Here is an 18,556-nt window from a genome sequence, read left to right on the forward strand (position 1 = left end):
GTCGACGGTCTCGTCGGCTCCCGGGCCGCTCTCGTGGGCGGTGACGACCGCGGGTCAGAACGCTGCGAGGTTCTCCCGGAGCGACGCGCCGCGATCGGTGCGGAGGATGCCGCGGCGGCGCAGGACCGGGACGAGCTCGTCGAGCGTGCGGTGCACGGTGACCGGGTGCAGGTCGCCCCACAGCAGGAACCCGTCGTTGTCCGCGTCGTCACCGAGCTCCTCGAACACGTCGGCGAGCTCGTCGGCCGTGCCGACGAACCCGCTGCGGTCCGACAGCCGCCCGAGCCGCGCCTGCGCGCCGAGCAGCGTGCGCAGCGGCGTCGTGGCGACGTCGTGCGTCCCGACCAGACGCGCGATGCTCCCGTGCGAGACGTGGTCGCCGAAGACCCCGAGGTCGAGCGGCCGGTCGAGGTCGAGCGTCGTCAGGTCGGTCTCGAGATCGCTCGACTGACGCTCCGCGACCCGGCGGAGGGTGCCGTCGTCCGGGTGGGCCGACGCGGCGACGAGCCGGTCGGCCTCCTCCCGGCTCGACACCAGCACCGGCTGGACCGCGAAGAGGATCTTCACGTCGGAGGGCGAGCGCCCGGCCGCCACCGCGGCCGCGTGGACCCGTCCCCGGTACGCGCGCACGCTCTCGACGTCCAGCGGCGGGAGCGCGAGCTGCACGTCGGACCGCGTACCCGCGAAGGCGAGTCCTCGGCCCGAGCCGCCCGGCGACACGACGACCGGCTCGCCGTCGGTGAAGGGCACGAAGTTGAGGGGACCGTCGAACGCGTAGTGCTCGCCACGGTGGCGGACCGCGTCCATCCGGCTCCCGTCGGCGTACCGGCCGCTGGCCGGGTCCGCGACGAGCGCGCCCTCGTCCCAGCTCCGCCAGAGCGATCGCACGCCGTCGAGCCACTCCTCCGCTCGGTCGTACGCGGCGTCGTGGCCGAGGGGCGCTCCGTCCCCGAAGTGCCGGGCGGAGCCCGTGTCGGTCACGACGTTGAGCCCGAGCCGGTGGCCGCTGAGGTGCTGGAGCGTCGCGAGCTGGCGCGCCGCCGTGTACGGGCCGACCGCGGCGGGGTTGACGGTCGGCACGACGCCGAGGTGCCGCGTCGCCTGGAAGAGGTAGGGCGCGAGCAGCAGCGGGTCCAGCTTGGGCCCGCCGAACGCGTGCCGCACGCGCAGGTCGATCGTCGCGGCCGAGCCGAGCGACGGCGCGTCCTCGATGACCAGGAGGTCGAGCCCGGCCTGGTCGAGCTCGCGGGCGGACTGCTGGTAGAGGTCGGGAGACGTCCAGCGGTAGCCCCAGTCGAGGTACGGATGGCCCCAGCCGTGGGGTCCGAAGCCGCGCGCGAGGAACCACCCCAGGTGCTGCGGGCGGCTCACGACACCCTCCCCGGAGCGGCCGGGAAGGTCGCCAGGGCCTGCTCGAGGTCGGCGACCAGGTCCAGCGGGTCCTCGATCCCGATCGAGACGCGCAGCGTGCCCGGCCAGATGCCCGCGGCCGCCTGCTCCTCCGGCGAGCGCAGCACGTGGCTCGTGCTCGCGGGGTGCAGGACCAACGAGCGCACGTCTCCCAGGTGCGTCATGTGCGTGAAGAGGCGCACGCTCTCGACCACGTGCCGCGCGGCATGCTCCCCGTCGCGCAGCGTGAAGGAGAAGACCGACCCCTGGCCGTCGGGCAGGTAGCGCCGCGCGAGGTCGTGCGACGGGCTCGACGGGAGTCCCGAGTAGTCGACCGAGAGCACCTCGGGACGTCCGGCGAGCCACTCGGCCACCTCGAGCGCGACGGCGCTCTGCCGTGCCACGCGCAACGAGAGCGTCTCGACCCCCTGCGCGACGAGGAACGCCGTGAACGGCGACGGTGTCGGCCCGAGCCGCGGCGCCACGACCTCGCGCGCGTAGGCGATGCGGGCGCTCCCCCCGAAGCGCTCGACGTAGCCGGGACCGCCGAGTCGAGTCCGCTCCACGAGGTGCGGGAACAGCGCGCCCGACCGTCCGGCGTCGAACGTCCCGGCATCGACCACGACCCCGCCGAGCACCGCGCCCTGCCCGGCGAGGAACTTGCTCGCCGAGTGCACGACGACGTCCGCCCCGTGCTCGATCGGGCGCAGCAGGTACGGCGTGGCGAGCGTGTTGTCGACGACCAGCGGCAGCCCGTGAGCGTGCGCGACGCGCGCGACGGCGGCGAGGTCGACCAGGTCGTTGCGGGGGTTGGGAACCGACTCGCAGAACAGCACGCGCGTGTCGGGCGTGATCCGCCGGGCCCACTCGTCGGGGTCGTTGGCGTCCTCGACGAAGTCGGTCTCGATCCCCAGTCGGGGCAGGTTCTCCATGAACAGCCCGCGCGTCCCCTCGTAGACGCTCGTCGCGGACAGGACGCGCTGCCCCGCGGCGACGAGGGCGAGCACCGCCACCGTGACCGCAGCCTGCCCGCTCGCCACGAGCAGCGCCTCCGCGCCTCCCTCGAGGTCCGCCACCTTGCGTTCGGCGGCGTCCGTCGTCGGGTTGCCGTGGCGGGTGTACGCGTACCCCTCGCCCGTGCCGAAGTGCGCCCCCGCCTGCTCGAAGTCGTCGAACCGGAACCCCGCCGTGAGGAAGACGGGCGTCGCGCGCGGGCGCACGCCGCCGGGACCGCACGCGGCGTCGCCCGCGTGGACCTGGCGCGTGGTGAAACCCCGCGCGGAGCCGGTGCCGACCACGGGGGTCGGCACCTCGGTGCGGATCGGCAGCATGGTCGGCCTCTCGGTGTCGCGGGACGGGGCGACACCGTACGGTCGGTCGCGCCTGACGCCACCCCCGAGCCGCGACCTTCTCACCGCACGAGACGATGTGAACGGCTCGGCCGACGTCTCCGCGCCGGTGCGGCGTGAGCGGCGTCAGGCGGCGACGCGCGCGGCGATCGCGTCGGCGAACCGGTCGAGCGATCCCGGCGCGAGGGCGAGGAACAGGGACGGCTCGGTGAGCTCGAGCTCGATGACGACGACGCCGCCGTCGTTGCCCGTCACGACGTCGACGCGCGCGTACAGGAAGCTCGCCACGTCCCCGCCGCCGACCGCGTCGGCCGCCGCCGCGAGCGCGCGGCGCGAGACGTCGAGCTGCTCCTCGGTCGCGGTGAACGGGCTCATCTCCTCCTGCTGGTAGAGGCCGCGGGTCGGGCGGTGCGGGCCGGTGAGGAGCGCGTTCTTGCGCACGGCGTGGGAGAACTCGCCGTCGACGAAGACGAGGCCCGTCTCGCCCGCGGTGTCGACGCTCGTCACGTACGGCTGCACCATGACCTCCCGGCCCGAGACCAGCAGGTTCTTCGCGTGCTGGATCGCGAGCCCGCGCGAGTGCGCCTCGCCGGCCTGGTACCGGCCGGTGTCCTTGGCCCCCGCGCTGACGACCGGCTTGATGACGAAGTCGCCCTGGGCGGGCAGCCGCGTGTGGATCGCGCGCGAGGACAGGTTGCGCGCCGGGTCGAGCCACAGCGTCGGGATGACGGGGATCCCCGCGCCCTCCAGCTCGCGCAGGTAGCCCTTGTCGGTGTTCCAGCGCAGCACGGCCTCCGCGTTGAGGATGCGCGGGACGCGCGTCGCCCACGCGACGAACTCGTCGCGCCGGGCCGAGTAGTCCCACGTCGAGCGCACGACGACGGCGTCGAACGCGCCCCAGTCGACGTCCGGGTCGTCCCAGACGGCGGGCTGCGCGGCGACGCCGCGGGCGTCGAGCGCGCGCACGAGCGGCGCGTCGTCGGGGTCCAGGTGCGGCAGGACGGAGCACGTCGCGAGGGCGACGCGCGGGGCGGAGGTCTCGGTCGTCACGCCCCGAGCCTAGGGGACGGGACCGTCGCGCGGGCGCCCCGGCCCCCTGTGACCCGCTCGGCCTGGGCGACGCGCCCTCGCCGCCCGTGACGTCGCGCGCTACAGCCCGTACTCCTCGAGGAAGCGCAGCCAGACCTCGCTCACCGTCGGGTACGACGGCACCGCGTGCCACAGGCGCCGCAGCGGGACCTCGCCCACGACGGCGATCGTCGCGGCGTGCAGCATCTCCGCCGCATCGGGGCCGACGAAGGTGGCGCCCACCACGACCTCGCGCGCGGCGTCGACGACGAGCTGGGCGCTGCCGGCGTAGTCCTCGGCGCGCACCGCGGCGCCGGAGACGTTCGCGAGGTCGTACCGCACGACCCGCACGTCGATCCCGGCCTCGCGGGCGGACGCCTCGGTGTGCCCGACGGCCGCGACCTCGGGGCGCGTGAAGACGACCTGCGGGGACGCGACGCCGTCGGCCGTCGCCGCGAACCGCGACCACGGCTCGGGCGCGGACCCGACGGCGGGCGCCTGCTCCCCGGCGGTCGGCGCGCCGTCGGCGTCCGCGTCGCCGAAGCGGGCCGCGACGACGTCGCCCACGACCCGGCCCTGGTACTTGCCCTGGTGGGTCGTCGCGACCCGCCCGGTGACGTCGCCCGCGGCGTACAGCCAGCCGCCGGACCCCCCGACGCCGTCCGGCCCCACCCCTCGGACGAGCATCGTGTCGTCGACGTCGAGCGCGCGCCCCGGGACGAGCCCGACGGCGTCGACGCCGAGGTCCTGGGTCCGCGGGACACGACCGGTCGCGACGAGCACCCGCTCCGCGGTCACGGGCGACAGGTCCGGTGCCTTGCCGGCGCCGCCCGCGCCCCGCCGCGACCCGACGGCCGACAGCGTGAGGCGCGCCCCGCCGTCGGGCAGCGCCTCGACCGACTCGGTGCCCACGCCGAGGCGCACGTCCACGCCGAGCTCGCGGAGGGAGGCAGCCACCATCTCGCCCGCCCACGGCTCGGTCCGGCCGAGCAGGCCACCGCGCGACAGCACGGTGACGCGGGACCCGAGGTCGGTGAACGCGACGGCCATCTCGGTCGCGACCACTCCCCCGCCCACGATCACGAGCGACTCCGGCACGTCCTCCACCGCCGTCGCCTCGCGGCTCGTCCAGGGGTTCGCGTCGACGAGGCCGGGCACGTCCGGGAGCACGGGGACGCTCCCCGTCGCCACGATCACCGCGTGCCGGGCCGCGAGCCGTCGCGTCCGCGGGAGCCCGTCCGGGTCGGCGTCGGGCTCCTCGGCGACGACCTCGACGAGGCGCGGCCCGACGATCCGGCCCAGGCCGCGCACGAGCGTGATCCCGGCGCCCTCGACCCACGAGACCTGACCACCGTCGTCCCAGTCCGCCACCATCGCGTCGCGGCGCGCGAGGACGGCGGGGACGTCGAGCGCGTCGTCGACGCCCACCCCGGGGACGCCCCGCGCCTCGGCGCGCGCCGCGCCGGGACGCAGGAGCGTCTTCGAGGGGATGCACGCCCAGTACGAGCACTCGCCGCCGACCAGCTCGGCCTCGACGAGCGCGACGCTCAGGCCCGTGCGCCCGGCGCGGTCGGCGGCGTTCTCCCCGACGGGTCCGCCGCCGATCACGATCACGTCGTAGGTGTCGTCGGGCGCGGTCGGCTGCTGCGGGTCGCTCGTCATGGGCCCATCCTCACGCGGTGACGCGGTCGGCGCTCAGCGGGACGTCGGCGGGCTCGTCGGCGGGCTCGTCGGCGGGCTCGTCGGCGGGCTCAGGCGACGCGCGCCTCGTCGAGCCGGTCGAGGACCTGCCGGACGGTCTCGGCGACGGTCCACCCGGTCGTGTCGAGGTGCAGGCCGCCGGGGGTCTCCCGCGCCGCGGCCGCGAACTCGCCCGGCGTCCACTCCCCGTACGCCTGCTTGTGCCGGGCCGCGTCGCGCGCGGCGAGCGTCGCGGCGTCGGGCGCGAGCACGACGGCGTAGCACGGGCGGGTGCGCACGCGCGCCGTGAACCGCTCCAGGTCGGGCCCCAGGAGGATGTCCTGGACGACGGCGACCACGCCGGCCGCGGCGTACGTGTCCGCGGCCTGGGCCGCGAGCCGCTGTCGCAGGTCGAGCTGGGCGCGGGCCGCGGGCGACAGGGGCGGCGCCATCGACGCCTGACCGCTCACGACGAACCGCCGGAACAGGTCGCCGCGCACGTGCGCCGCCAGCGGGAACGTCCGCGCGAGCGCCTCGGCGACGGTCGACTTGCCCGAGGCCATCGCCCCCGTGACCACGAGGACGGGCGCCGGGGTCGCCGCGGGAGCGACCGCGTCGGGCGGGGTCGGAGAGGTCATGGCGCGACCGTACGTCGCCGGCCGTGCCCACGGCGACGGGATTGCGGCGCGAGGAGTCGTCGGCGCGGCGAGGGCGGCAGCGCGCGCGTCGACCGGACCACCGGACGCGCGGACACCCCCGGTCCGACCGGACCGGGGGGTGTCCTCGTGGGGAGCGGAGGAGCGTCCCGCTAGTGCGTGACCGCCTTCTCGGCCCCCGCGCCCGTGAGCGAGCGGACCTCCATCTCGGCGAACTTCTCCGGGTGCGGCTTCTCCTTGCTGAGCAGCGTCCCGAGGATCCCCAGCAGGAACGCGAGCGGGATGGAGACGATGCCGGGGTTGCTCAGCGGGAAGATCGCGAAGTCGATGTCGGTGTTCTTGATCATCGACAGGCTCGCGCCGGTGACCGGGTCGACCTTGCCGGACACGACCGGCGAGAACGCGATGAGCACGACGCACGAGACGAGCCCGCCGTACATGCTCCACAGCGCCCCGGACGTGTTGAACCGCTTCCAGAACAGCGAGTAGAGGATCGTCGGGAGGTTCGCGCTCGCGGCGACCGCGAACGCGAGCGCCACGAGGAACGCCACGTTCTGGCCCTGGGCGAAGATGCCGCCGAGGATCGCGAGGATCCCGATGACGACGACGGTGATGCGCGCGACCTTGACCTCGCCGTCGGGCTTCACCTCGCCCCGCTTGATGACGTTCGCGTAGATGTCGTGCGCGAAGCTCGCCGCCGCGGTGATCGTCAGTCCCGCCACGACGGCGAGGATCGTCGCGAACGCGACGGCGGAGATGAAGCCGAGCAGGATCTCCCCGCCGAGCGCGAACGCGAGCAGCGGCGCCGCCGAGTTCACTCCGCCTGGTGCGGCGCTGATCGTCTCCGGTCCCACGAGCGCCCCGGCGCCGTACCCCAGCACGAGCGTGAACAGGTAGAAGATGCCGATGAGCCAGATCGCCCAGACGACCGAGCGACGGGCCTCCTTGGCCGAGGGCACGGTGTAGAAGCGCATGAGCACGTGCGGCAGCCCGGCCGTGCCGAGCACGAGGGCCAGGGCGAGCGAGAGGAAGTCGAGCTTGGTCGTGCCCGTCGCGCCGTACTGCTTGCCCGGCTCGATGAGCGCCTCGCCGCCGGCGCCCGCCTTGTCGATCGCACCCTGGAGCAGGTCGGAGAGGTTGAAGCCGAACTTGGCGAGCACCCAGACCGTCATGACGGCGGCGCCCGCGATGAGCAGCACGGCCTTGATGATCTGCACCCACGTGGTGCCCTTCATGCCGCCGACCAGCACGTAGAGGATCATGAGCGCGCCCACGACCGCGACGACGACGCTCTGCCCCGCCGTCGAGGAGACGCCGAGCAGGAGGGCCACGAGCCCGCCGGCCCCCGCCATCTGGGCGAGCAGGTAGAAGAACACGACGGCCAGGGTCGCGAGGGCGGCCGCCATGCGCACGGGGCGCTGCTTGAGCCGGAACGACAGCACGTCGGCCATCGTGAACTTCCCGGTGTTGCGCAGCAGCTCGGCGACGAGCAGCAGCGCGACGAGCCACGCGACGAGGAACCCGATCGAGTAGAGGAAGCCGTCGTACCCGTTGATCGCGATGGCGCCGCAGATCCCGAGGAAGCTCGCCGCGGAGAGGTAGTCGCCCGCGATGGCGGTGCCGTTCTGCGGGCCGGTGAACGAGCGCCCGCCCGCGTAGTAGTCCGCGGCGGACTTGTTCTGCCGCGACGCGCGCAGCACGATGACGAGCGTCACGGCGACGAAGACGCCGAAGATCGCGACGTTGACGACCGGGTTCCCGACGTCGGTGGCCTCCGCGGCCAGGAGGTGAGCGCTCACAGCTCGTCCTCCTCGATCTCCCGGCGCAGCTCGTCGGCCGCGGCGTCGAAGCGCTTGTTGGCCCAGCGCGCGTAGATCATGGTGATCGCGAACGTGGACACGAACTGGCCGAGGCCGAAGAGCAGCCCGACCGTGATGTTCCCCCACACCCGGATGCTCATGAAGTCGTGCGCGTAGTTCGCCAGCAGGACGTAGACGAAGTACCACACGAGGAACAGCGCGGTCATCGGGAACACGAAGTTCCGGAAGCGTCTGCGCAGGTCCTGGAACTCGGGCGAGCGTTGCACGCGCTGGTAGTCGGTCTCTTCGGCGGGCCCCGTTCCGGGGCCGGCCGTCACGTCGGTCATGACGCCTCCGTTGGCTCATTCCGTGGACTGACACAGAGCCCGCACCCGCAGACGGCCACCTGTCGACGCGACCGCACGCGACGCTGCGTGCCCGGGGCGACGTTCCGCCCCCGGCACAATGTGCCGTAGATCACTTCTGTCCGCAAGAACCGGGCGCGGTCGGTCGGCCGCCGGCCCTCGACGCGTCAGACGCGCACGTACTCCAGGTCGGTGATGGCGCGGCCGGCGTTCTCGCCCTTGCGCTCGAACCCGGTGAGCACGCGGCCCTCGAAGCGCGGCGCCACGCCGCGCGGGCCGTGGACGTTGCGCAGCCCGGGCGCGGCGTCGAGCACGTCGATCATCTGCTCCGCGTACTCGGCCCAGTCGGTGGCGAGCCGGAGCCTGCCACCGGGCCGGCCGTCGTCGTCCTCCCCGGGGGCCCGCAGCACGCGCTCGGCGAGCGCCGCGAACGACGGCGTCACGAGGCGGCGCTTGTGGTGGCGTGACTTGTGCCAGGGGTCGGGGAAGAACACCCACAGCTCGTCGACGCTCCCTGCGGGCAGCGTCGTGGCCAGCAGCTCGGCCGCGTTCGCCTGGACCAGGCGCACGTTCGTCAGGTCGCGCTGGGACGCGCGCAGCACGGTCTGCGCGAGGCCCGGGGTGTAGACCTCGACGGCGAGGAAGTCGGTGCCCGGATCGCGCTCGGCCGCGGCGACCACGGCCTCGCCCTGGCCCGAGCCGATCTCCACGACGAGGCGTCCGCCGCGGCCGAAGGCGCCCACGACGTCGAGCACGTACGCCGGGTCCACCGACGTCCGCGCCACGTCACGCGGCACGTCGACGACGTAGCGGTCGCCGTACGCGTCCCACGCCCGCTGCTGACGCGGTGCCAGGCGCCCGCTGCGCCGCACGAACGACACGGGCTGGGTCCGGTAGCGCGGACGGGCGACGTCGTCCGAGAGGTCGGCCGCGTCGTCGCCGGGCGTCGCGCGCGGCGCGCCGGTCAGGTGGGCGTCGAGGGTCTCGGGGATCGGTTCGGGCACCGCACCAGGGTACGGGCGCCTCGCGCGAGGGCGTACCGCGCGAGGCGCCCTGCGGCGTCCGTCAGACGTACGACGCGTATGCCGGCAGGTCGAGGACGCCGTTGCCCGACAGCCCGAGGACGATCACCTCGGGCTCGGTCGCCGCGCGCGCGTGCGCGACCGCGGCCGCGACGGCGTGCGTCGACTCGGGCGCCGGGATGATGCCCTCGCTGCGCGCGAAGAGCGTCCCGGCGGTGAACGCCTCGTCCTGGTCGACGGCGATCGCGTCCATGAGCCCGAGGTTCACCGCGTGCGACACCATCGGCGACATGCCGTGGTAGCGCAGCCCGCCCGCGTGGATCGCCGGGGGGACGAAGTCCTTGCCGAGCGTGTGCATCTTGAGCAGCGGTGTGAGGCCCGCGACGTCACCGAAGTCGTAGCGGTACTCGCCCTGGGTCAGCGACGGGCACGCGGCGGGCTCGCACGCGACGAGCCGCGTCGTCGTGCCCTCGCGCAGGTTGCGACCCAGGAACGGGAACGTCAGGCCCGCGAGGTTGGACCCGCCGCCCGCGCACCCGAACACCACGTCGGGCGCGCCCTCGCCCGCCTCGTCGAGCTGGACGAGCGCCTCCTGGCCGATGACGCTCTGGTGCAGCATGACGTGGTTGAGCACGCTCCCCAGCGCGTAGTGCGCCGCGGGGTCCTTGGCCGCGGTCTCCACGGCCTCGCTGATCGCCATGCCGAGCGACCCGGTCGTCTCCGGGTCGGCGGCGAGCATCGCGCGCCCGGCCTCGGTGAGGTCCGACGGCGACGGGTGGCAGATCCCGCCGTAGACCTCCATCTGCGCACGGCGGTACGGCTTGGAGTCGTAGGACGCACGCACCTGCCACACCTCGACGTCGAGCCCGAGGAGCGCGCCCGCGAACGACAGCGAGGCGCCCCACTGGCCCGCGCCCGTCTCGGTCGTGAGCTTCGTCGTGCCCTCGAGCGCGTTGTAGTACGCCTGCGCGACCGCGGTGTTCGGCTTGTGCGAGCCGACCGGGCTCACGCCCTCGTACTTGTAGTAGATCCGGGCCGGGGTGCCCAGGGCCCGCTCGAGGCGTCGCGCGCGCACGAGCGGAGACGGCCGCCACAGCGCGTAGATCTCCCGGATCGTCTGCGGGATCTCGACGTAGCGCTCGGTCGTCACCTCCTGCTGGACGAGCGCGAGCGGGAACAGCGGCGCGAGGTCGTCGGGCGTGAGGGGCTCGCGCGTGCCGGGGTGCAGGTGCGGCGGCACGGGCTCGGGCAGGTCCGCGGCGAGGTTGTACCAGTGCGTCGGGACGGTCGAGGGCACCTCGGCGCCGGTCGGCTCGAGAGACCGGACGGGGACGGGAGACTGCTGTGTCGTCATTCTGGGGGCTCCAGCTCAGGTACGGCCGCTGGGCCGACGACGTGTGCTCCGGGGTCCGCCGAGGCCGCCCACGTCGTCGGGGCACGGCCGGTCGAGGTCACCGGCCGTCAGGCGGCCGGCCACCAGAGGGTCACGGACGGGTGCGTCACGAGGCCGACCCTACCCCGGCGTGCGCGGTCGGGACACCGCCGGCAGGGACCACCGGCACCGGCCGAGGGACGATCGGCTCTCGCGCGCGCGAGGGCCCGGGAGATGGGATGGGACCAGGACGCCGGACGACGGCAGTGCCGGCGCGGACGGAAGGAGCCGTCATGGTCAGCAACCACGTTCCCGGCCGGTTCGAGGGCCGCACCGCGATCGTCACCGGCGCGGGCGCCGGCATCGGGCGCGCGACGGTCGAGCGGCTGCTCGCGGAGGGCGCGCGCGTCGTCGCGACGGACGTCCGGGAGGACCGCCTGGAGAAGCTCGTCGCGGACGTCGGCACGGACGCCCTCGTGACGGTCGCGGGAGACGTGAGCGCGCAGACCACGGTCGACGCGGTGGTCGCCGCCGCGGACGGCCGGGTGGACGCGCTCGCCAACGTCGCCGGGATCATGGACGGCTTCCTGCCGAGCGCCGAGGTCGACGACTCGACCTGGGACCTCGTCCTGGCCGTCAACGTCACGGCCGTCATGCGGCTCACACGCGCGGTCCTGCCGCTCATGCTCGACGCCGGGAAGGGGTCGATCGTCAACGTCGGGTCCGAGGCGGGGTCGCGCGCGTCGGCCTCCGGCACCGCCTACGCGACGTCGAAGCACGCGATCGTCGGCTTCACGAAGAGCACGGCGTTCTTCTACACCCCGCGGGGCGTGCGGGCGAACGTCGTCGCGCCCGGCGCCGTCGCGACGAGCATCGAGGCGCCCTTCCGCTCGCAGCTCGCCGGCGAGCGGCTCGGCCCGGTCATGGCGACGACCGTCCCGCCCGCCGCGAGCGCCGACGAGCTCGCCGCGGCGATCACGTGGCTGCTCTCGGACGACTCGGCCAACGTCTCCGGCGCCGTGCTGCACAGCGACGGCGGCTGGGCCGCCGTCTGACCTCGGCGCGCCGACCTCGACGCGCCCGCCGCGCGGCACGGCGGAGCGGCCCCCGGACCGTCGGGTCCGGGGGCCGCCCTCATCTCCCGCAGCGCGTGCCGTGGCGAGCGCCGCGGAACGGCGTCACCGCGTCAGGAGCGGCTCAGCCGCACGCGAGCGCGTCGAACGCGACGTCGCTCGCGAACGCGCGGCCCGCGCCGCTCGCGGCCACGTGCGCGCTGCCCGCGGCGACCTGCGTCGAGCGGACCGCGAACGCCTGGTACGCCGACGCGCCGGGCTGCACGGCCGTGACCGTGCGCTCGCCGTACGGCGTGCTCAGCGTGACGTCGACCGGCACGGTGTCGGCGTTGGTCGCGCGGACCGCGACGTACGCCGCGCCCGTCATGCACTGGCTGCGCGCCGTCGTCGAGACGACGAGGCCGTCCTGGGCGGGGGCCGTCGTGAACGTGGTGACCGGCGACACGGCCGTGCCACCGCCCGCGCTCGTCGCCGTGACGACCCACGCGTGCAGGGCCCCGGCGTCGAGACCGTCCCAGGTCACGCGCGCGACCTCGCCCGACGGGACGGCGACGCTCCCGATCTCCTCGGCCGGGGCGTAGAGCGCCACGGCGTCCGTCACGAGGGTGGTCGTGCGGGTCGTGAGGTCGACCGGCACCGTGAAGTCGTCCTCGAGCCCGTTGTAGCGCTTGCGGTCGTCGTACTCCGTGGCGCCGAAGTTCTCGAGCCACGGCGAGTACGTGTCGACGACGAGCTCGGAACGGTCGACGTCGAACTGGAGCAGGCGCAGGTAGCTCGACCCGAGCCGCAGGCCCTGGTCGGGCGCGTAGCCGCCGATCTCGGTGAGGCCGGCCTCCTCCGCGGTGACCTCGTAGAACTGGTAGTCCGCGAGCAGCTCGACGACCCCGTTGCCCGGCGTGCCGACGTCGCGCTTCACGTTGATCCCCACGCCGTGCTCGTGGCCGGAGAGCACGAGGAAGACGTTCGGGTTCGGCTCGACGACCTTCGAGTACAGCAGCCGCCCGTCCGGCGTGGAGAAGGGGGCCCCACGGCCGTCGGGGTTGGTGCTCGGCGCGAGGTAGTCGTGCGCGAGGAGGATCGCGTTGCGGTCGGCGAACTGCTCCAGCACGCCGTCGGCCCAGGCGGCCTCCTCGTCGGTCACGCCGTAGGAGAGGTACACCGCGACGAAGTCCAGGCCGCCGGCCGTGAACAGGTCGTAGTGGTTCTGGTTGTCGCCCTCGCGCCACGGGCCGCCGTAGGACGCGTCCTGCCACCCGGCCGACAGCGCCTCGTACCGGTCGGGGCCGTAGTACGCGTTGTAGAGCGCGCCGGGACCGTTGTCGGCGCCCGTGAGGTTGTCGTGGTTGCCCGCCAGGACGCCGTTGGGGATGCCCGCGTCGTCGAGCAGGCGCTGGGCGGACGACGAGAACTCGTACTCGCCGCGGACCTGGGCCGCCATCGCGTCGTCGGCCGGCGTGCGCGTGTAGTTCTCGACGATGTCGCCCGTGTGCGCGACGTACTCGATGCCGCGCTCGTCGGCGTTGTCGACGACCCACTGCACGAGGTCGGTGTAGGTCTTCGCCCAGACCGCGCGCTCCTCGGCGGTCTCCTGCTCGACGGCCCCCTCGGACAGGTACTGCGTGTCCGTGAAGTGGACCATCGAGAAGTCGTACGCGTCGCGGTCCGCGAACGACGTCGGCTCCTCGGTGCCGACGCCGTCGTCGATGTCGTCGGCGAACGGGTCGGTGCCGGTGACGAGGACGTGCACCGTACCCTGCGTCGCGTGCCGCGCGGACAGCGTGGCCGTGAGGCTCGTCGGCCCCTCGACGGCACCGCGCGCGGAGACGAGCGGCTCCCAGGCCGCGCCGTCCCAGACGTGGAGCGTCGCGAGGCGCTGCGGGTCGATCACGCCGTCCCACCGGACGGTCTGCCCGGCCACGTCGCCCTCCGCCGGGATCTCGAAGCGCTGGAACGCGACGTCGGCGGCGGGCGCCGCGTCGAGCGTCGCGCCGTCGCCCGGGACGAGCGCGTCGACGTCGGCCGGGCTCTCGCCCTCGACGTGCAGCACGTCCGTGGGCACCGCGGCGGTCTCGCCCTGCGCCGCGGCGACGGGCGCGCGCACGTCGGCGCGTGCGAACGTCGCCGTGACGTCGCCGCCGCCGGGGGCGCTCACGCGCGCCCCGAGCTCGACGGAGCCCTCGACCCCGGTCGTCCCGGTCGCAGGAGCGAGGTCGGTCGGGACGTCGGGGACCCCGAGGCTCGTGAAGGCGATCTCGTGCGTGCTCGCGTTGCCGAGCACGTCCGTCGCCGTGACGACGAGCGCGTGCGCCCCGGGCTCGAGGCCCGGGCCGACGAGCGCGCCCGCCTCGACGACCTCCCCGTCGAGCGTGACGGCCGGGCCCTCGAGCACGCCCGAGGCGTCCGTGAGCTCGACCGCGAGGCTGGTCGCCGTGGCGAGCTCCGCCCCGGCGGCCGGCGTGCTCGACGCGACGGCGGGGCCCGTGTTGTCCGTCGTGACCGTGCGCCGAGCCGTCGCACCCGCCTCGGTCGAGGAGGACAGGACGTGCTCGCCGTCGGCGAGGGCGACGGTGTCGAGCTCCGCACGCAGGCCCGGCGCGGGGGCGTCGGCGGCGGGGACGACATCGAACGTGAGGACGGCCTCGCGCGGCTTGGTCGCGCTCGATCCGCAGTCGCCGTCGCCGAGCGAGTACGACGACGCGACGTCGACCGGGGTCGCGGTGCCGTGGCTCGGCACGAGGCCGATGCCCGAGATCGCGAAGTCGTCCCGGTTGTCGCCGCACGCGGTCGGGTAGGTCCCGGTGACGAACCGGACGGTGTTGCGCCCTGCGGCCAGGTACGCGTTGGGCACGTCGACGCGCACGGTCTCGCTCACGTAGTCGCGGTCGACGAGGTCGATGCGCTGGCCGTTGACGAGCAGGTGGTTCGCGTAGCGGGCCTCGATCGAGTTCGAGCCCACGGTGAAGACGAACTGCGACGAGCCGGCGCCGAGGGTCGCGGTCGTCGTGAGGGGCGCGCCGTCGACCTCGATCCCCGTCGGGGCGTCGCCGCCGGCGGGCGGGATCGCGAGGACGGTCCGCGTGCCGTTCAGGAGCTCGCCGTCCGCCGGGGTCAGGGCCGGCGCGCCGGGCGCGGAGTTGTTCACGGTGACGCCGCTCGTCGCGGTCTGGCCCGACGCGGTCGTGGCCGTGAGGGTGTGCGCCCCGTTCTCGAGCGTCGTCGTGTCGAGCTCCGCCGCGAGGCCGGTCGTCGCGGCCGGGTCCTGGGCGACCGTGAACGTCAGGTCGGCCGTCAGGACGCGGGACGTGTTCGTCCCGCACGAGCCGTCGCCGAACTGGTAGGTGAAACGGTTGCCGGAGCCGTCGGCGACCTCGCCGAGCAGCTCGAGCGAGACCTCGGTGAGGTCGAAGTCGTCGTAGTTCGAGCCGCACGACGTGGGGACGGCGCCCACGACGAACCGCACCGCGTTCTCCCCCTGCACGAGCAGGTCGTTCGGCACGTCGAGCGCCACACGCTCGGAGACCATGTCGCGGTCGAGGTCGAGTCGCGTGCCGTTGACGAGCACGTAGCTGCCGTAGCGCTTCTCGATCGAGTTGCTGCCGACGTCGAACAGGAGACGCGACGTGGCGGGGGTCGCCGTGGCGCCCGCGAGCGGCCGGCCGTCGACGGCCAGCTCGCGGACCGGGTCGCCGGCCAGGACGGGCTGCGCGGTGACGATCACCGTGCCGTCCAGGTACGTCCCGGGGGTGGGGTGGAGCACCGGCGTCCCGCTCGGCTCCTCCGCCGTCGCGGCGGCGCGCTGCGTCGGCGCGCGGTCGGCGGCCACGGCAGCCGTCACGGGGAGCGCGGTCCCCACGGCGAGGCTCGCGCCGACCACGGCGGCGAGCCCTCGGCGTCTTCTCCGGGTGCGGGGCGTGTGCACAGGCGTGCGCATCGGTGTGTCCTTTCGTCGTCGACAGGCGAAGGCACGACCGGTCCGACGTCCGCGGCGGGCGCACCCGTACCGGACCATTCCGGGCACGGGTGAACTCTCGGACGAGACGGGACGAACGCGGTCCGAACGACGGGAGACGGTCCGGTGCCCGACACGGTGACGGGGTGGACGACAGGACGCCCGGCGGAGGCGCGCGACGACGGCGGCACGGGCACGGCGGGTCCGGGACGACGCAGGCCGCCCACCCGGAGGGTGGACGGCCTGGTCAGGAAGGGTGCGCCATCAGGGACTCGAACCCCGAACCCGCTGATTAAGAGTCAGCTGCTCTGCCAATTGAGCTAATGGCGCGCGAGAGGGAACACTACCAGCGGCCGCGGGTCGTCCTGCACGAGGAGTTCCGCTCCCGCCGCCGCCCCGGTCCCTCGACCGGCACGGCTCAGGCCGCCCGCCATGCGGACGGCCCGATCGGTGGTGGTGCGCCATCAGGGACTCGAACCCCGAACCCGCTGATTAAGAGTCAGCTGCTCTGCCAATTGAGCTAATGGCGCGCGAGAGAAAACACTAGCAGCCGGGGGCGCGCCGGGAAAATCCGTTCCGCCCGCTCCCGTGTGACGTCGGCGACAGCGCCCGGGCGCCCCGTCCGACGACGACCCCGCGGGACGGTTCAGAGGTACAGGCCGGTCGGGCCGTCCTCCTCGAGCTCCTGGGAGACCGCGTGCACGTCGCGCTCCCGCAGCAGCACGAGGTCCCGCCCCCCGAGCTCGACCTCCGCGCGGTCGTCCGGGTCGAACAGGACGCGGTCGCCCACCGCCACCTGGCGCACGTGCTCACCAGCGGCGACGACGACGGCCCACGCCAGACGCTTGGGGCCGACAGCCGTCGCGGGGATGACGAGGCCCGCCGAGCTCTGGCGCTCGCTCGCGTCGACCTCCGGGTCGACGAGGAGCCGGTCGTGCAGCATCCGGATCGGCAGGTCACGGGCCGCCGGCCGGGCCGAGGACGGGCGGGTCGAGGACGTAGAGGGGGCGGACGTCGTCTTGCTCACAGCCACAACGCTACCGGTGCCACGACACCTCACCTACGCTCGAACCCACACCCTGGCCGGACCGAAGGAGATCCATGTCCACGCGCCTCACCGTCGGCGACACCGCTCCCGACTTCACCCTGCCCGCCGCCGACGGCAGCACCGTCACGCTCTCCGACCTGCGCGGCAAGCACGTCGTCGTCTACTTCTACCCGGCCGCCGGCACCCCCGGCTGCACGACCGAGGCGTGCGACTTCCGCGACAGCCTCGCCTCGCTCCAGGGCGCGGGGTACTCGGTCGTCGGCGTCTCCCCCGACCCCGTGGACAAGATCGCGGCGTTCGTCGAGGCCGAGCACCTCACGTTCCCGCTCGTCTCCGACGTCGACAAGGTGGTCCTCGAGGCCTACGGCGCGTGGGGCGAGAAGAAGCTCTACGGGAAGACGGTCGTGGGCGTCATCCGCTCGACGGTCGTCGTCGACCCGGAGGGCAAGGTCGAGCTCGCCCAGTACAACGTCAAGGCGACGGGCCACGTCGCCAAGCTGCGCCGCGACCTGGGCATCGACCCCAAGTAGTCGCCGCGGCGCGAGCGCTGCGTCCCCGCACGAGCGCGGCGTCCCCGGACGCATCGACCGACCGGGGACGCAGCGCTCGCGCCGTAGAATGACCCCCGCGCGCGAGTGGCGTAACTGGCAGCCGCGCCAGGTTTAGGTCCTGGTGTCCTCGGACGTGCGGGTTCGAGTCCCGCCTCGCGCACCGTCACGTGGTCGCGTCAGTTCCGGGCGCAGGCCATGAGCAGGTTGCCGTCGGGGTCCCGGAACTGCAGGAACGAGACGCTACCGATGTCCTGCACGTCCCCGACCACCTCGACGCCGAGGGTGTCGAGGTGCGCTCGCACGGCGACGAGGTCGTCGACCCACCAGAAGAACCGCGGCGGCCCGTCGGCCGTGAAGTCGGCGACCGTGCCGTCCAGTGCGAGGCCGACCTCTCCGAGTGCCGGGAGGTCGTGGATCGTCCCGTCGTGCGCCGTCCGCCCCTCGTCGGGCAGACCGAGCAGCGCGCGGTACCACGTGACCGCTGCGACCATGTCCCGGACGGGGACGAAGACCTGGCCGACGCGGTTGGTGAGAGGCGAGCCGTTCGTCGTCATGCCCGCACCCTAGGACCCCGAGGCGCGCCGCGACAGCACCGCTTCGCAGACCGCCGAGGCCCTGCGACGGGGATTCACCCGGCCGACAACTGGACGCTCGTCCAGTTGTACGGCTAGCCTGGGGTCAGAGCCGGTGCCCGCACCATTGCCCCCTGCCGGTGCGGGCACCGGCTTCTTCCGTCGAGGCGCATCCTGCGCGCGCACGACGGCCTCTGACCGAGACGCGAACGGCCCGGCACCTCGAGGTGCCGGGCCGTTCGCGTGCGCGCAGGCGGGTCAGGCGTCCTGCGCCGGGGTGCCGTCGTTCGCCGCGGCGATCTGGCGACGGACGTCCTCCATGTCGAGGCCCTTCACGGCGTCCACGACCTGCTTGAGCGCGGGAGCGGGGAGCGCGCCCGGCTGGGAGAAGACGAGGATGCCCTCGCGGAAGGCCATGAGCGTCGGGATCGACGTGATGTTCGCGGCGGCGGCCAGACCACGCTCCGCCTCGGTGTCGATCTTGCCGTGCACCACGTCCGGGTTCTCCTCCGACGACGCCTCGAACACGGGGGCGAACATCTTGCACGGTCCGCACCAGTCGGCCCAGAAGTCGACGAGGACGATGTCGTTCTCCGTGATCGTCTGCTCGAAGGTGGACTCGGTGAGCGTCTGCGTGGCCATGGATGATCCTCCTGGGACGTG

General features: G+C 73.9%; 15 protein-coding genes and 3 tRNA genes. 3 read left to right on the forward strand and 15 right to left on the reverse strand.

What is annotated here, in order from left to right:
* Window positions 1-54 precede the first annotated feature (54 nt).
* The 9 genes from FB00_RS12300 to FB00_RS12340 form a co-directional block, all read right to left on the reverse strand.
* Window positions 55-1,371, reverse strand: coding sequence for an LLM class flavin-dependent oxidoreductase (locus FB00_RS12300; protein WP_047233213.1), 1,317 nt, complete (start codon window positions 1,369-1,371; stop codon window positions 55-57).
* Window positions 1,368-2,720, reverse strand: coding sequence for an O-acetylhomoserine aminocarboxypropyltransferase/cysteine synthase family protein (locus FB00_RS12305; protein ID WP_047233214.1), 1,353 nt, complete (start codon window positions 2,718-2,720; stop codon window positions 1,368-1,370). Before FB00_RS12305 ends, FB00_RS12300 begins: the two co-directional genes overlap by 4 nt.
* A gap of 144 nt (window positions 2,721-2,864) precedes the next feature.
* A complete protein-coding gene (locus FB00_RS12310) occupies window positions 2,865-3,788 on the reverse strand; it encodes an ATP-grasp domain-containing protein (RefSeq protein WP_047233215.1) in 924 nt (307 codons plus the stop codon).
* Between the two features lie 99 nt (window positions 3,789-3,887).
* Window positions 3,888-5,468, reverse strand: a complete 1,581-nt coding sequence (locus tag FB00_RS12315; RefSeq protein ID WP_047233216.1) for a dihydrolipoyl dehydrogenase family protein — start codon at window positions 5,466-5,468, stop codon at window positions 3,888-3,890.
* Between the two features lie 89 nt (window positions 5,469-5,557).
* The gene (locus FB00_RS12320) at window positions 5,558-6,124 is read right to left on the reverse strand and encodes an AAA family ATPase (RefSeq protein WP_047233217.1); all 567 of its coding nucleotides are present in this window, start codon (window positions 6,122-6,124) and stop codon (window positions 5,558-5,560) included.
* Between the two features lie 170 nt (window positions 6,125-6,294).
* Window positions 6,295-7,941 carry a cation acetate symporter gene (locus FB00_RS12325; protein ID WP_047233218.1) on the reverse strand — a complete coding sequence of 549 codons (1,647 nt, stop codon included), beginning with the start codon at window positions 7,939-7,941 and terminating at the stop codon, window positions 6,295-6,297.
* A complete protein-coding gene (locus FB00_RS12330; protein WP_047233219.1) occupies window positions 7,938-8,288 on the reverse strand; it encodes a DUF485 domain-containing protein in 351 nt (116 codons plus the stop codon). Before FB00_RS12330 ends, FB00_RS12325 begins: the two co-directional genes overlap by 4 nt.
* A gap of 185 nt (window positions 8,289-8,473) precedes the next feature.
* A complete protein-coding gene (gene trmB, locus FB00_RS12335; protein WP_231581828.1) occupies window positions 8,474-9,310 on the reverse strand; it encodes a tRNA (guanosine(46)-N7)-methyltransferase TrmB in 837 nt (278 codons plus the stop codon).
* Between the two features lie 61 nt (window positions 9,311-9,371).
* Window positions 9,372-10,682: a TrpB-like pyridoxal phosphate-dependent enzyme gene (locus FB00_RS12340; RefSeq protein WP_047233220.1), complete on the reverse strand. Its 1,311-nt coding sequence runs from the start codon at window positions 10,680-10,682 to the stop codon at window positions 9,372-9,374.
* Between the two features lie 311 nt (window positions 10,683-10,993).
* On the opposite strand from FB00_RS12340, the gene FB00_RS12345 reads away from it, so the two are divergent.
* Complete coding sequence (locus FB00_RS12345; RefSeq protein ID WP_047233221.1) at window positions 10,994-11,755, forward strand: SDR family NAD(P)-dependent oxidoreductase; 762 nt, start codon at window positions 10,994-10,996, stop codon at window positions 11,753-11,755.
* Between the two features lie 142 nt (window positions 11,756-11,897).
* On the opposite strand, the gene FB00_RS21150 is transcribed toward FB00_RS12345, so the two are convergent.
* From FB00_RS21150 to FB00_RS12365, 4 genes are all read right to left on the reverse strand, one after another.
* Window positions 11,898-15,704 (reverse strand): metallophosphoesterase, encoded by a 3,807-nt coding sequence (locus FB00_RS21150; protein ID WP_156186392.1) that lies wholly within the window; start codon window positions 15,702-15,704, stop codon window positions 11,898-11,900.
* A 275-nt stretch (window positions 15,705-15,979) separates the two neighbouring features.
* Window positions 15,980-16,052 (reverse strand) — tRNA-Lys (locus tag FB00_RS12355).
* 124 nt (window positions 16,053-16,176) lie between these two features.
* A tRNA-Lys gene (locus FB00_RS12360) sits at window positions 16,177-16,252 on the reverse strand.
* Between the two features lie 116 nt (window positions 16,253-16,368).
* A complete protein-coding gene (locus tag FB00_RS12365) occupies window positions 16,369-16,665 on the reverse strand; it encodes a GroES family chaperonin (RefSeq protein WP_047233222.1) in 297 nt (98 codons plus the stop codon).
* Between the two features lie 158 nt (window positions 16,666-16,823).
* Between FB00_RS12365 and bcp the strand changes: the two genes are divergently transcribed.
* Both bcp and FB00_RS12375 read left to right on the forward strand, forming a co-directional pair.
* A complete protein-coding gene (gene bcp, locus FB00_RS12370; protein ID WP_047233223.1) occupies window positions 16,824-17,300 on the forward strand; it encodes a thioredoxin-dependent thiol peroxidase in 477 nt (158 codons plus the stop codon).
* 99 nt (window positions 17,301-17,399) lie between these two features.
* A tRNA-Leu gene (locus tag FB00_RS12375) sits at window positions 17,400-17,481 on the forward strand.
* A gap of 16 nt (window positions 17,482-17,497) precedes the next feature.
* On the opposite strand, the gene FB00_RS12380 is transcribed toward FB00_RS12375, so the two are convergent.
* Both FB00_RS12380 and trxA read right to left on the reverse strand, forming a co-directional pair.
* Window positions 17,498-17,875, reverse strand: coding sequence for a VOC family protein (locus FB00_RS12380; protein ID WP_047233224.1), 378 nt, complete (start codon window positions 17,873-17,875; stop codon window positions 17,498-17,500).
* Between the two features lie 276 nt (window positions 17,876-18,151).
* Window positions 18,152-18,535: a thioredoxin gene (trxA, locus tag FB00_RS12385; protein WP_047233225.1), complete on the reverse strand. Its 384-nt coding sequence runs from the start codon at window positions 18,533-18,535 to the stop codon at window positions 18,152-18,154.
* Window positions 18,536-18,556: the final 21 nt, after the last annotated feature.

It is taken from the genome of Cellulosimicrobium funkei (genome assembly GCF_001019615.1).
Classification (GTDB): domain Bacteria; phylum Actinomycetota; class Actinomycetes; order Actinomycetales; family Cellulomonadaceae; genus Cellulosimicrobium; species Cellulosimicrobium cellulans_E.

What these genes read in the sequence shown, in the direction of transcription:
- FB00_RS12305 (WP_047233214.1), bottom strand. Translation starts at nt 2,720, where the DNA reads ATGCTGCCGATCCGCACCGAGGTGCCGACCCCCGTGGTCGGCACCGGC.
- FB00_RS12315 (WP_047233216.1), bottom strand. Translation starts at nt 5,468, where the DNA reads ATGACGAGCGACCCGCAGCAGCCGACCGCGCCCGACGACACCTACGAC.
- FB00_RS12320 (WP_047233217.1), bottom strand. Translation starts at nt 6,124, where the DNA reads ATGACCTCTCCGACCCCGCCCGACGCGGTCGCTCCCGCGGCGACCCCG.
- FB00_RS12330 (WP_047233219.1), bottom strand. Translation starts at nt 8,288, where the DNA reads ATGACCGACGTGACGGCCGGCCCCGGAACGGGGCCCGCCGAAGAGACC.
- FB00_RS12340 (WP_047233220.1), bottom strand. Translation starts at nt 10,682, where the DNA reads ATGACGACACAGCAGTCTCCCGTCCCCGTCCGGTCTCTCGAGCCGACC.
- FB00_RS12345 (WP_047233221.1), top strand. Translation starts at nt 10,994, where the DNA reads ATGGTCAGCAACCACGTTCCCGGCCGGTTCGAGGGCCGCACCGCGATC.
- FB00_RS21150 (WP_156186392.1), bottom strand. Translation starts at nt 15,704, where the DNA reads ATGCGCACGCCTGTGCACACGCCCCGCACCCGGAGAAGACGCCGAGGG.
- FB00_RS12365 (WP_047233222.1), bottom strand. Translation starts at nt 16,665, where the DNA reads ATGCTGCACGACCGGCTCCTCGTCGACCCGGAGGTCGACGCGAGCGAG.
- bcp (WP_047233223.1), top strand. Translation starts at nt 16,824, where the DNA reads ATGTCCACGCGCCTCACCGTCGGCGACACCGCTCCCGACTTCACCCTG.
- FB00_RS12380 (WP_047233224.1), bottom strand. Translation starts at nt 17,875, where the DNA reads ATGACGACGAACGGCTCGCCTCTCACCAACCGCGTCGGCCAGGTCTTC.
- trxA (WP_047233225.1), bottom strand. Translation starts at nt 18,535, where the DNA reads ATGGCCACGCAGACGCTCACCGAGTCCACCTTCGAGCAGACGATCACG.